Origin of the sequence: Nostoc sp. 106C (assembly GCF_002154725.1) — a bacterium.
In the GTDB taxonomy this organism is placed as follows: domain Bacteria; phylum Cyanobacteriota; class Cyanobacteriia; order Cyanobacteriales; family Nostocaceae; genus Aulosira.
In genome coordinates, this window is the sequence record NZ_MTAW01000124.1 from 85,765 (window position 1) to 99,156 (window position 13,392).

13 protein-coding genes and 1 pseudogene are annotated in these 13,392 nt (G+C 39.9%); 8 read left to right on the forward strand and 6 right to left on the reverse strand.

What is annotated here, in order from left to right; all coding sequences use genetic code 11:
* Positions 1-199 precede the first annotated feature (199 nt).
* Positions 200-886, reverse strand: a pseudogene (locus BV375_RS18420) (IS1 family transposase).
* A 372-nt stretch (positions 887-1,258) separates the two neighbouring features.
* Between BV375_RS18420 and BV375_RS18425 the strand changes: the two are divergent.
* Both BV375_RS18425 and BV375_RS18430 read left to right on the forward strand, forming a co-directional pair.
* A complete protein-coding gene (locus tag BV375_RS18425) occupies positions 1,259-1,534 on the forward strand; it encodes a hypothetical protein (RefSeq protein ID WP_086762932.1) in 276 nt (91 codons plus the stop codon).
* 44 nt (positions 1,535-1,578) lie between these two features.
* Entirely contained in the window at positions 1,579-1,806 is a 228-nt protein-coding gene (locus tag BV375_RS18430; protein ID WP_086762934.1) for a hypothetical protein, read from the forward strand.
* Between the two features lie 25 nt (positions 1,807-1,831).
* Here BV375_RS18430 and BV375_RS18435 read toward each other — a convergent pair whose 3' ends face one another.
* On the reverse strand, positions 1,832-2,788 hold the full coding sequence (locus BV375_RS18435) for a putative 2-dehydropantoate 2-reductase (protein WP_086762936.1): 957 nt from the start codon (positions 2,786-2,788) through the stop codon (positions 1,832-1,834).
* A 146-nt stretch (positions 2,789-2,934) separates the two neighbouring features.
* Between BV375_RS18435 and BV375_RS18440 the strand changes: the two genes are divergently transcribed.
* Both BV375_RS18440 and BV375_RS18445 read left to right on the forward strand, forming a co-directional pair.
* Positions 2,935-3,336, forward strand: coding sequence for a fasciclin domain-containing protein (locus BV375_RS18440; protein WP_086762938.1), 402 nt, complete (start codon positions 2,935-2,937; stop codon positions 3,334-3,336).
* 178 nt (positions 3,337-3,514) lie between these two features.
* Positions 3,515-3,850, forward strand: a complete 336-nt coding sequence (locus BV375_RS18445) for a hypothetical protein (RefSeq protein WP_086762940.1) — start codon at positions 3,515-3,517, stop codon at positions 3,848-3,850.
* A gap of 369 nt (positions 3,851-4,219) precedes the next feature.
* On the opposite strand, the gene crtA is transcribed toward BV375_RS18445, so the two are convergent.
* Positions 4,220-5,080 carry a cyanoexosortase A gene (gene crtA / locus BV375_RS18450; RefSeq protein WP_086762942.1) on the reverse strand — a complete coding sequence of 287 codons (861 nt, stop codon included), beginning with the start codon at positions 5,078-5,080 and terminating at the stop codon, positions 4,220-4,222.
* A 455-nt stretch (positions 5,081-5,535) separates the two neighbouring features.
* On the reverse strand, positions 5,536-7,713 hold the full coding sequence (locus tag BV375_RS18455) for a hypothetical protein (protein WP_086762944.1): 2,178 nt from the start codon (positions 7,711-7,713) through the stop codon (positions 5,536-5,538).
* A gap of 78 nt (positions 7,714-7,791) precedes the next feature.
* Here BV375_RS18455 and BV375_RS18460 point away from each other — a divergent pair, with 78 nt between their 5' ends.
* From BV375_RS18460 to BV375_RS18475, 4 genes are all read left to right on the forward strand, one after another.
* The gene (locus BV375_RS18460) at positions 7,792-9,111 is read left to right on the forward strand and encodes a proton extrusion protein PcxA (RefSeq protein WP_208096049.1); all 1,320 of its coding nucleotides are present in this window, start codon (positions 7,792-7,794) and stop codon (positions 9,109-9,111) included.
* Positions 9,112-9,154: 43 nt separating this feature from the next.
* A complete protein-coding gene (locus BV375_RS18465) occupies positions 9,155-10,423 on the forward strand; it encodes a murein transglycosylase A (protein WP_086763000.1) in 1,269 nt (422 codons plus the stop codon).
* Between the two features lie 361 nt (positions 10,424-10,784).
* Positions 10,785-11,243 carry a PIN domain-containing protein gene (locus BV375_RS18470; RefSeq protein ID WP_086762947.1) on the forward strand — a complete coding sequence of 153 codons (459 nt, stop codon included), beginning with the start codon at positions 10,785-10,787 and terminating at the stop codon, positions 11,241-11,243.
* A gap of 61 nt (positions 11,244-11,304) precedes the next feature.
* A complete protein-coding gene (locus BV375_RS18475) occupies positions 11,305-11,904 on the forward strand; it encodes an HD domain-containing protein (protein ID WP_086762949.1) in 600 nt (199 codons plus the stop codon).
* A gap of 241 nt (positions 11,905-12,145) precedes the next feature.
* Here BV375_RS18475 and BV375_RS18480 read toward each other — a convergent pair whose 3' ends face one another.
* Positions 12,146-12,862, reverse strand: a complete 717-nt coding sequence (locus BV375_RS18480; RefSeq protein ID WP_086762951.1) for a biotin/lipoate A/B protein ligase family protein — start codon at positions 12,860-12,862, stop codon at positions 12,146-12,148.
* Positions 12,863-12,892: 30 nt separating this feature from the next.
* The gene (locus BV375_RS18485) at positions 12,893-13,372 is read right to left on the reverse strand and encodes a YbjN domain-containing protein (protein WP_086762953.1); all 480 of its coding nucleotides are present in this window, start codon (positions 13,370-13,372) and stop codon (positions 12,893-12,895) included.
* Positions 13,373-13,392: the final 20 nt, after the last annotated feature.

Here is a 13,392-nt window from a genome sequence, read left to right on the forward strand (position 1 = left end):
TTGTTGGTTGTCAGCTGTTGTTAATTATTCCTAAAGTAGTAAACACCTGTAGCGTAGCGGTACTATATGGATGAGTTGAACGAAGTATATGTCTGCCCTTAGACAGAGGGGTTTAACCCATTCCTACTGACATTGAGAAAATCAAGAGTCCTATGCGGGTAAAGATTTTTGGCATTGCTGAATGAAGGGAGGAATTGATTTATTCAGGTACAATTTGATACTTTAAATAGTGTAGTAATAATTTAATTGAGTATCTCAGCATTTCTTCAGACTTAGAATAGCATAAGGTTTTGCGGTGAAGACGTGCCAGATAATGACGTAATCGGGTGTTTTCATTTTCCACTCGTGTCATATATGTTTTACTTACAATTTGGTCACCATCAGGTATAAAACTTGGGTAAACTTTCCAGCCATCAGTCACATAAAAATAGCTTTGCCACTGTTGAACAGTTTTCCATAATGGCTCAAATGTTTCGGCGCTATGGTCTCCTAAAACCCAAGCTAAAATACCTTGAGTAAAGTGGTTTACTGCTGTCCACAGCCAGATTTTGTTTTTTTTGAGCCTACAAACGTCTCTAATTCATCCAGTTCTCCAACTGCTGGAACAACATCTTCTTTGGGTACGTCTGGCAGTTGTTCTCCTAGTTTTTTGACCCAATGAATAATAGTAGTATGATGCACACCTTTAACCCGTTCAATCGCACGAAAACCCATACCATTAAGGTACATTTTTAAGCATTCTTGTTTTAGCTCTTGAGAATATCCTTTTGGTGGATCGTACACGTCAATAAATTGGCGATCGCATGATATGCAAATGTAATGAGCGTTTACCTCTTCGCTTTCCATTTTTACGAATTTCCGTAGACCCGCAGTATGAACATTGCACAGTAGATGACCTCAATTCCTCCCTCCATTATGCAACGCCAGATTTTTAATACTTCTACCTTGCCATACTACAACATACTTTTTCCTACTCAGTAGGAAGCCTACTTTATCCTACGGTAATCTGAATTTAACTATATTACTCTTGTAATTAAGACAGGAAAAGTTAAGTTAAGCGCTCAGAAAGGTTGGTTGAGGAGAGATTGTACCAGCACTACTACTGCAAGTTTAGTATCTCGCATAGATGAATTTTTGTCTATATAAATAACTCGTGAAAGTGATGTCTGCTCATCAAGCAGTAGGTATTGGCTAACTAGATTCTGTAGAGCGTGTTCGTCCCAAGTATGTAAGTTCTCACCCTACAGGAGGTTCAATAATGTTGGGTAAAGATTGTCGTCATGATTGTAATTCGAGTTCCTGCCCTTTTGCTCAAGATACTCGGAATCCTGATAGATACGTTTGCCTGAAATGCGGTGTTGAACGAGATATTAATCAGTATTCCTCAGGCATAAGATTTTTCTGGTTACTGATTTTAGCTTTATTAATCGCATTTCAACTATTAGCCAACGGTGAAAAGCAAAACGATCAAAAACAACAAAAGCAAAAGTCTGTTAGTAATTCACTTCATCAAGTAATTAGCTACCAGCAATAGGGTTTGAACTTTTCCAAATTCATCATCATGAGCAAGTAAAGAATATGGCTGCAAATCAATACTCTCCTCTATTCCGCCTAGCTTCTCAGTTGTTAAAGTATTTCTTTTGGCTCCTGTTTGGGATGGCGATCGCTTTCATTCTCGCATGGGGTTTGCGTGTGTTTTACATTATCCCCATACTTATGTATTTACTAAAACAGTTTTTTATGCCTATGGGATTTATCCTGTTGTGTTTAATTACAATAGCGATAATTCTTGAGTCTTGGCGTTAACAAAATTGCAGAGTGGCAGAAGAAATTAAGCGTTTTCCTGATCTCCCACTCTGATTTTCTCATCCAAAAACTTTAGCTGCTGATATATACAGCTAATCTGCGATAAATTTACACCTGCTGCTTGAGCTTTTCGTAATGGATTGCCAAAAATTGCTTCTACTTCTAAAGGACGGCGTGCGTCGTAGTCAATTTTCATACTAGTACGATAAGGCTTCATCTTCACGGTATAGTCGAGCATCATTTGAATAAAGCTATCAGGAATGATGCGATCGCAACTTTTCGCCCCATCTGCAACTTCATACATCAACTGTTCAGCTAAATTCCGAGTATGTTTATACGCCATTAATTCATCTGTTCTAGCGTTGAGAATTACAGATAAGCCATTATAGGGGATGTTCCATACCAGTTTTTTCCATCGCCCTAATAATAAATCCTCAGTTAATTCTATCGAAATCCCAGCATTAATAAAGTCATCGGCTATTTGCCGCATCTTATCTGTAATCCCACAAGGCTGATAACTAGCCGTATATTCCCCTAAGGTAATTTGTCCATAGTCGAGATGGCGGATATGTCCTGCTGCGACTTTATTGGAACAGAGAAAACACAACCCACCTATAATGCTGACATTGCCAACTATTTTGGCAACTTCTTCTTCCACCGCCAGTCCATTTTGCAGTATTAACACTACCCCATTATCTTTGACAACGGGTGGTAACATCTGTGCCAGTAAATGATTTTGTGTCGTCTTCAGTGCCACCATCACCACATCACATTGTGGCATTTTTTCTACATCATGGTAGGCGTGGACTTGAGGCAGAGTGAAATCACCATCTTTCGATTCAATCACCAAACCAGATTGACTGACATATTTATAATCACTCCTTAACAAAAAGTGGACATCTAAGCCCGCTTTTTGCAGTTTGGCACCATAAAAGCCACCTAATGCACCAGTTCCTAGAATGGCGTAACTCCGCTCGGACATTTTGCTAACAAAGAGATTTTTCTATGACGATCATAAGGCGAATACGTTGTATACAGACAGCCCTATTTCAAGCTAAATTTATTTAACAAAAGTTAAAAAGGATTTACTATCCTTTAAGTTACGATACATGGATTTAGGTGAAATACATGGCTGATATTGTTGATATTGCAGTTTCTGCTGACTCTTTTAAAACTTTAGTAACAGCTGTCCAAGCTGCTGGTTTAGTAGAGACATTAAAAAGTCCTGGACCGTTCACTGTCTTTGCCCCAAATGATGATGCTTTTGCTAAGTTACCACCAGGAACTATACAAACTCTAGTGCAGAATATTCCTCAACTAACGCGCATTTTAAAATATCATGTTGTTTCTGGAAAGCTTTTCCAGGCTGATTTAGCAAAACTCGGTACAGTTAACTCTGTGGAAGGTTCACCCATTAAAATTGATTGCTCTGATGGTTTTGAAGTGAAAAATGCCACGGTTTTAGCAGCAGATATCGAAGCAGATAATGGTGTAATTCACGTTATCGATACGGTAATTTTAATGGGTTAATTTGGCTATGGTGGGTAATGCCCACCATCCTCACTACTAACAATTTTTAATAGCATAAATTAATTTAAATTATGTTACATATTTAAGTTAGATACTGCAATAGGATGCTAAGGTTGGTTCAATTATTTATAAATATATTAAATTTGTTAGTATATGCGAACATTATCCCAACACATTGATGCTCGATTTCCACACATTAGCTGAGTTCTCCCGCACCAACTGCGTGAGCATTTGTGCATTTCTGGTGCCAGCCAACTTGCTAGCCACAGTGCTGACAATTATCCTGACGGCATTACATCGCCCATTACGTCAAATTTGGCAAGCTGCTGTATTTGCCAGTATTTTCGCTTTAGTCATGGTAATGCATGTATATAGTTGGTTTGCCATTGGCGTAGTCATGCTTCCGACTTATATCTTGTTATGGCTAGCAATTACCTGTTTGTTGACTAATTTAGCTGCTATTCTCTGGTACAGACGCTTCGCAAATACCCCTAGCCTTTCCAACAATGCATGATGTGAGGTAATGGAAAGGTGAAAAAATAGTACAGACTTTGTTAACAAGCGTCTGTCAGCGTTTTTGTATCGCTAGTATTTCATGGGCATCTCTTGCAAATCCAATTTTCTGCACATGAAATTACAAATGTACAACGGACACATGCTTCCAGTCTGAAGACTTAAAGCAGTGTCCTTAAGATAGATACAGATTCTTACTGATGTAGCTTACATTGGCGTTTCTTGGTGGTTTCTATTCATTAACTAAGTAGAACGGTGTGGAAAAACAAAACTATGTTAAGAAAAATCAAATAGGCTTAAACCCTCTTCCCTCCTGCCTCATCCCAACGATAAATATTCACACCGACCTACTTAGGATTTTTGTAATATCTTAATTAATTGAAGACCTCTCACTATTTTGAGTTTGCTGCTCTTCTTGTTTCAGCAGCAACATGTAGACTAGCCCAAAAATTAGAATACCCAAAACGCCATAGGAATAGGAGGCCTGTCCTCCGTGCCAGCTATCAAAGGCAGCTTTGTTTGTTCCTTCCATCACTGCCAACATAGCAATCCGTACTCCATTGATGACAAATCCTAAGATAATGGCAAAAATCGGCACAAAGAACCGCTTAATCTTAGCGATGGGGAACATTACCATCGCAATAATTGATATACCTAATATATAGTTGATTGTGTCTATTCCCGAACAGCTATAAGCTACCTTGATACTACCCGTTGGTAGATAAATATTGACCCCAACATTTGTAACATCAAAGCCTGAGTACCACAAAAGAAATGTAGCAAATTTGGCACTCAAAGGTGAAATATCAATTAATAAATCAGCAAGTACGCTGGGTACTCCTAAGAAAAACAGAATAATCAGTTCCTCCCAATATTGCTTTAAGCCCTTAAAGCCAGAAGCCAACAAGCTGACACCAAAAGCAGAAGTAAAAGACAAAAGACGAAGGGTATGTTCTAGATTCTGAGTTGCGCTCTGCCATAGTACCCAAATAATTAGGAGCAAACCCACAATGCTAGAAAAAACATCACTTTCAAAGCGTAATGTATGTCGTTTGTCCCATAATAGGGAGCCTGTAGCGAATAAAAACAGAATACTCATGCCTAAATGGCCAATATCATGAGCTTTCCAAACTAAGGTAAGACAAATTGCCTCTAGCCCTGCGGTAATACTCAAGAGCCACAATGGTTCATTTTTGAATAATTTGGGTGATATCAGGTCAGTAATGTTCATTGCAAGAGTAGGTTTACTAATGTCAAAAAGCTAGGGTTTTAATAAATTTTGGTAATTGGTAAAGTTTGCAGCAGACTATTACCTATATAGAATTAAGTTTATTAATGCCGAATTACTAAATATTTTGATGACACAGTTAAGATTACTCCTAAAGCATCATTTGGTAAAAGAAAATAACATTTTAACTGTGTACTATTTTACTTAAACATTAACAATCGCCAAGATCATCATCAAGCTACCATCAGATACAAGTGTCATATATGGCTTACTTAAGATTTTTCTTTTAATAAACCGATGTATCCGAATGAATATTGCAAATTTTTGTTGCCCTAAGTGTTATTCCTAGGTATTAATGTAATAAATATTTAAGTAAAGAAACTGAGATTAAATAAAGTCTTTATAAAGAAAGACCTGAATTAGATAAACTCTTAGTGAAGCTACTCAAATAAAGGCACTCAAGTAACAGCAGCCTCAGAATTAATTGGCACACAGGCATTGACTAAAGGTAATAGTGGTCCTAGTTGCTCTTGCCCATTCACAGCTAAATCGCTATGGCACAAATAAACTTTTTCGGATACACGAGAAAGTAAATCTGCCAAAATCCTTTGCAGCCGATGTTCTTCTGCTAATTTGTCATCTTCTGCTGTCCAAGGTGAACCTAACCTATCTTGAAGAAACAAGGGCGCGCCAAACAATGTAGCTGCGCCACCTTTTGCCCAAAGAGGCGAACTAGCATCCAGCCAAAAATGCCAACGATGAAATCTTCTACTAGAACGGTATTGGAAGATTGTTGCTAAGGTGACAGCTTTTCTGGCTGGACCAATTGGCCGTAAAGGATAGGGGTTGGCAGTAATCGTACCACGCCGCAGTAGTTGAATAAATTCGGCAATGGTAGCTTCAGAAGGACTAAGGGCAGGTAATTTGGAATTGGTTTGTTGGAGTCTGGTATTAATTTCCCAGTAGTGTTGGGCAGTTTCTAGCAATTCCCGTAAAGCTGCTAGTTGATCGTAGGGGGGGTTAGTATCTTTACAAAGAAAATCTTGAATTGCCAGGTATAACAGGGAAATAGGGCTAGGAATTAAACGTTGTTCTTGTTGCGATCGCTGTCTCTCTAACCACTGTAATATTTCACTATAAGCTGTTGTGGCTGCATAGCCGATGCGATCCCAGCGCTCAAAAGTTGTCACTGGTAGCAAATTAGGGCGTTCTGGATGCGGTTCAAAGCAGTAATCGGCAATCAACCCAGCGCGTACAGGATCGATGTCACTACTGAGTTCTGAGGCGTTGTCTGCTGCTTTTTGCTTTCTACTCAATATCACAAGCATCTCGGCTACGGCATCTCGATCTACTAAGCGTCCCAAACCAGGATAGACTAGGGCAAGCATAGTGAGTAATGCTCTAATTGCAGGTGAACTAATCAGAGGGCGTTGGTTGTTAAGTGGTTCTACCTGGATGTTTTGCTTGTTGAGGATTTCTATTAGGGTATAACGAGCGATCGCATCTAAACCAGGTGCAATTACTGCCACTTCTTCTGGTTCTACTTGTCCTGACTTAATTGCATCCACAATCACTTCTGCTGTTTGCCGCAACAGTTGGGCACGGGAGGTAGTTTGAATTGACTGTACCGTTTCTGGCAAGCTTAATATCACCGTTGGTTCTGTAGCTAATTCCACCATTTGTGTAGCCAACTCAATTGCCAAGGATTCTATAGGTGGCCCAATCAACGTTTCTACTTGACAACGCCCTGCTAATCCTTCTAAATAGTTGGGATCTGCTCCTAATCCCAAGCGTACTGCACCCTCAGGATTGTAGCTAAACGCCCCGACTGCGCCTTGATCTAACAAAAACTCAAACAAGTTACGGGCTATGCCAGGATAATCGTCCACATCATCTGCTAAAACAGCTTGATAACGTTTCGCTAGATGTTGTTGATAATTTTCATTGGTTAACAAGTGGTGATTATACAGTTCAGTAATAATCCCATAAGTCAGTAATCCCCTGTGTAAACACCAGTCGCGCCAATCTAACAGCAAAGAAGCGAGAAAATCCGGCTCTAAATTGCTCGGATTATCTCCTAACCCACTTGCCAAAATTTCGGAAATGTAATCGCACTTTTCACCGCTGTAGGCTGCTAATTGCAATAAATCTAGGATGCGCCGCACCAAACGATACTCATTTAGTCCTGCACGGCGCAGAGTTTCTTCATCTAACTGCGAACGCCAGAGCTTGGTTGCCAATTCCTGCTCGGTTTCTGGACGCAATCTTACAGGAAATTGGGCGTTTAGCTTTAAAGAATGAATCAGCAAAGGCCAAAATAAAATCACTTCATCCTGAAAAAAACCCAGAGGTGTCTTAGCTCTTACAGGAAATTTACCTAAAGTAGCCGTAACAATTCTATCTCCTAATTCTCGGCGGTTATCATCGTTAGCAGCCAAGAGCAAAACTCCTGTTTCTGTTTGGCGGACATCCCAGCGTTTGGCTAAATTTTTACCTTTTTTTTGCGCTTTATTGTTAGTATAAAATGATTCATTTTTCTGATGTTCGCCTTGTACCCAATGACAAAACTCCTTGATTAAACGAGTAGTCTTGCCACTACGGCTACCACCAACAATCCAAACAGAATGAGAAACCACAAACCCTCTCCTTGTAGATTTGTTAGTATACTTCGTGCGTTAATTTAAGGTTAAGAATCACCAAATGATGCTGGATGATTGCGGACGATGAACAACTCTGTTTTTAGCCAAAAAATTTACCCTTTCTTGCTGAGTCTCTACCGATGGTACTTAAGAACGCCAGAGCGTTCGCTGGATGAGGCTTACAATGCGGCATTAAAGATTAAAGAATTAGAAGACAAACATTTCAATGGTAATAAAATAGACCCTAATTTAACCATGTACAGTAGCAATGTCATGGATTATTTTCAGTCTGATCTGAAAAAGCAATTAAAAATTGCTCGGATGCGACTAACAGAGTTTAAAGGTAGTCGTTGGTTTTTAAACGAAGCTAATCAAGAAGCCGCGAATAAAGCAGGTATAGAATATCCGGAACTTTCCTTAATTTTAGGAAAGCTCAGATTCATCGATCAAGTGCTTTCAAAATATACTGTTGTTGAGGATGAGGTAAATTCCCTAGCAGTAGTGGATAAACCTCCCAAGATCCAAACTGACTCAGTAGTTGCTCAAACATCAATATCAAAAATCCCTAATAACGTCAGAAGAAAGCCTCAAGGTAAAGCGAATACAACGGGGATATTACCAAGGTCGATTTTAAGTACTATTACTCGTCTGCAAGTAGAATTAGATCCAAATTCTGAACAAGATGTCGTTCAAAATTTTCGCCAAACTCAAAGAAGAACAATCATATCTATCAGGTTTATTCTACTACTAATTATTGTACCACTTCTGACTCATCAGCTAGCAAAAGCATTGATAGTTGGGCCTCTTGTTGAACGTTTTCGAGGTTCAGAAGCAGTGCAAATCTTCTTAAATGTTGAAATGGAAGAAGAAGCGTTGGCAACCTTAGAAAGGTTTGAAGAAAGAATAAAATTTGAAAATCTGATTAGCAAAGCGCCACCACTATCTTCTGAAGAACTAGAAACTCACATGAAGGAGAAAGCTAGTGAAATTGCTGAGGAATTCCGCGAAGAAAGCTCTAATGCTATTAAAAATGTTTTTTCAGATATTTTTTCTGTAGGGGCTTTTATCTGGCTTTTGCTTGTCAGTAAACCCTCTATCGCTATTATCAAAGAATTTTTCGATAATATTGTCTATGGTCTAAGTGATAGCGCCAAAGCATTTATTATCATTTTGTTTACTGATATCTTTGTAGGATTTCACTCTCCTCACGGCTGGGAAGTAATTTTAGAAGGTGTCTCTCGCCATTGGGGATTACCAGCAAATCGGGATTTTATCTTCTTATTTATTGCCACATTCCCAGTGATTTTAGATACGATTTTTAAATATTGGATTTTCCGCTACTTGAACCGCATATCGCCTTCCGCAGTTGCCACATATCATAATATGAATGAATGAAAAAAATGGAATAGGAAACAGGGAACGGGAAACGAGGAATTGGATGAGAACAAAACTTGCTGCTATTACCATCAGCCTACCTGTTGTTCTGGTAATTTTCTTGGTACGGATGCCATATTCGGGGCATCGAGAACTCAGTTCGCCAGAATGTCAGGTAAAAAAATGGGATATACCAGTATCATTGGCCAGCAGTTCCCAACAAAAAATCCCAGTACTGATCAAAAGGTTACCAGTTACTTGTTGTCAGAACGATCGCTCTTGTGTAGATGAGGCACTGTATGGGGGTGAGAATAATCAACTAGCGGATAAAAAAGCGCTGTTAACGTCCATCGATCGCAGTCTGCGATACCTACAAACTCCTAGGGCGGATACTGTTTACAAGAGCTATCACGTTTCTGGGGTCACGCGCGAGCGCGTTTACAAAAGTTTGATTAGATTCCGCCAACTGTTACTCAATACCAATTCTGCCGCCGCACTCAATAGCGCGATCGCCAAGGAGTTTGTGTATTACCAATCGATTGGTAAAGATAGCAAAGGTTCTGTTTTGTTCACCGCCTATTACGAACCAATGTATGCTGCTAGTCGTGTGCCTACAGCAGAATACCGCTATCCTGTTTACAAAGCACCTCCAGATTTAGACTCGTGGAGTTTACCTCATCCTACGCGCCTGGAACTAGAAGGCGCAGATGGTTTACAAGCGGCAAAAGGTAAACTGCGAGGCTTAGAGTTATTTTGGTTGCGCGATCGCCTGGAACCGTATATGGTGCAAATTGAAGGTTCTGCAAGGCTGCAACTGACTGATGGTACTCAGACAAGTATTGGTTATGCGGGTAATACTGCTTATAACTACAAAAGCATAGGGCGGGAACTGGCGAATGATGGCAAATTGCCTTTAGAGGGAATGACTATGCCAGTTATCCTCGATTACTTTCAAAAACATCCACAGGAATTAAATATTTATATTCCTCGCGATCCCAGCTTTGTGTTTTTTCAAGAAACTCAAGGCACGCCAGCACAAGGTTCTATTAGTCAACCGCTAACAGCAGAACGTTCAATTGCTACAGATAAATCCCTAATGCCTCCTGGTGCTTTAGCACTAATTCGGGCTGCTATTCCCTTTGCCGATGATACTGGTAAATTAGAGCATCGGATTGTGAGCCGTTACGTACTCGATCAAGATACTGGCGGTGCGATTAAAGGCCCTGGTAGAGTTGATTATTTTTTAGGTACTGGGAAATTAGCAGGCGATCGCGCTGGTGTCACAGTTAGTAATGGACAACTATTCTATTTACTATTGAAAGATACAAACTAAATTTATTGGCATTGTATGGCTATCGAAAATTATCATCATGTAATGTAAATTTTACCTAAACCTCGTCAATTTTGAAACCTGGAGTAGTGCGGGACGGAAAGCCCGTTACGAAGAGTAGGGAGCAAGATGCTCCCACTAATTTTAAAATTATGGTTCTTAAAATAGATGTGGTTTATAATAAATTTTTGCGATTTATTTTGCTAAATTTGCTTATCTAATCTTGGAACTTAAAAAATAAGTTTTCGTCATTACAATTAAAGCGCTATTGAAAAATCTCTTTTACAAAATGAGATATACTCTAATCAATGCGTATCAGCTTGTTTATGGCACTAAATTTATCATTAAGTAATAGGGGTTAAAAGTGCTCAAAATTTTAGTTGATGCTGATTTAATATTAGAAGCTTTAATGAATCGCAACAACTGTGTAGAAGATGTTGGCAAGCTATTAGATATAATACATCCTGTAATTCAAATATATATTACAGATGTAGGTTGGCAAAAAATCTACAATTATCTTAGCTGCCTCCAAAACACTCAAATTGCAGAGCTAGTAGTTAATTGGTTACAAGAAAAAATCCAAATTTGCCCAATTGATAATAGTATTTTACAACAAGCAAGATCATCACCTTTACAAGACTTTGAATCTGCTGTTGAACTGGTTTGTGTTAGCAAGCGCCAACTACACGCAATTGTCACACATAAACAAGAAAATTTTGCGGAAGCTACTCATAATTTTTGGATTTGGTCAATAGCAGATTTGTGGTTACGGGCAAATCTAGAGCTTCGATATCTACATACCGAAAAGCTAATTCAGTCATAGAAATTGCACCTAAAAATTGCCGAGCCGTTAAGCTGAATAGGGTAGTAGTTGAGAAATCATCGTGCAAAGCAACAGACTGACGCAACAAATTCAATTCATCATTGAAATCGATCGCCTGAAGCAAGTGCTGCGTCAAACCCTGCTCATCGACGGGTCGCGCCAAGAAAACAGTGCAGAACACTCTTGGCATTTGGCAGTGATGGCAATGACATTAGCAGAATATGCACCAATAGAAGTTGATATATTCCACGCTATCAAAATGCTACTAATTCATGATTTGGTGGAAATTGATGCAGGTGATACCTTCTGTTACGATGTGCAGGCTAATTACAGTAAAGCAGAGAAAGAATTACAAGCAGCATCGCGGCTATTTGGAATTTTGCCAACAGATATAGGTACTGAGTTGCGTTCACTGTGGGATGAGTTTGAAGCACAAGAAACACCCACTGCTAAGTTTGCCGCATCTCTAGACCGGATACAACCTCTACTGCACAATCAGCGAACAAAAGGTGGAACTTGGCGCATTCATGGTATCAGACGCGACCAAGTTATGAAACGGGTAGCACCTGTAGAAACAGGCGCACCAGAACTCTGGCCTTTTGTGCTGCAATTAATTGATGATTGTGTAACAGTAGGCTATTTGGAAGAAACTCCTTATTAAAGGCATGTTCAGATAGAAATGGTATTATCTCATGTCCGGTTAAACACTTGTCATTGCGAGCGTTCGCTGAAAGCGTTCCCGTTCCCTCGAAGAGGGTTCCCGCAGGGTAGGGTAGCGAAGCAATCGCAGAGGCGTTGTGATTGCTTCGTTACACTCGCAATGACATATCACAAGTAATTTAGCGGACATGGTATTAAACTGCTTGCAAACATCGAATAGCAATAAAAGGAACCACAGATGTTTACCCCAAAATATCCTCCCATTCTGTTTTAGATAGCGGTTTAACAACTAACTCAATCTCAAAACAATAACTAGCAGCAGCCATCAAAGCTGTAATAATTATTTCTACACTGAGGCTTTGAGGTAGTTGCACCTGTGTCCAAGATTCTGCACCGAATACCTGGGCAAATAGTTCAGCATCTTGGTTTAACCGCATAGAACCATGTTGCAAAATTGCCCCAGCACGTCGCAGTTGAGCGCTACCAATGAGTTTTGCTCCATCGGGTAAAACTAAATCTGCACCTGTAGCAGTACCAAAACAGTTAGGGTTGTGAATATAGCCTCGCCCAGCTGTACCGTATTCCAATTTAACGCCAAGCGATCGCCAACCTTGAATCAAAAACTCACAAATTTGTTGGTAAGCTTGGAGGCGAGCGCCATTCAGTCCAGATGTGACAACAGTGTAAGTTAAATCACCTTGGTGTAATACTGCCCGTCCACCAGTAGGACGCCTGACCACATCCAGTTTTTGACCTTGCCAAATAATATGTTGCCAAAATTCTGGGTATTGGCGTTGATGATAGCCCAAGGAAATAGCGGGTGGCGACCAAGTATAAAACCGCAGAGTTGGGGGATGTTTTCCAGACTGGTGCTGTGCTAGCAACCAGCCATCAATTGCCATTTGCACATTGCCAGCAGCTTCTAGCAAAGGAATTAGTCGCCACTGCTTGCTATGCATCCGATAAAGCAAACTCCAATCTCAAATTCTTCAAGCTGCACCAAACTCAGACTGTAAAGCTTCATCGTTATTATCGGCGATCGTGGCCACGATGGTAATTACTCGGGAGACTTCGCCAGGAGATAACTCTGCTAAAGTGCGTGTCGATATGACCACAACTTGGTTGTCAATAATCCCAAATCGAGCTTCCAAGGTGCTAGTACAGTTCATCTCCAATAAATGCCGTAATAATCTGGGTTCATCTTTAGCAGGTAACTTTAGCACCACAGACCAAACTGTAATGGTATCTTCATCACTTGTACCACTAAGTTGGACAAATACTTCTACACTGCCATATTTAAACTTCCAGAGAAAATTACCATCTGAATTGTGGCTAACCATCGCACTGTCATCTTGTTCTAGACTGTCGATGACATTTTCAATGACCTCCACATGGTTAATGCTTGCTGTTTCTACGAGTAACTCATTGACGAGTGGGTTGCTTGGTAGGGTTTCTTGGTAGTTTGTCATACAGATTTTTTGCTGAATAT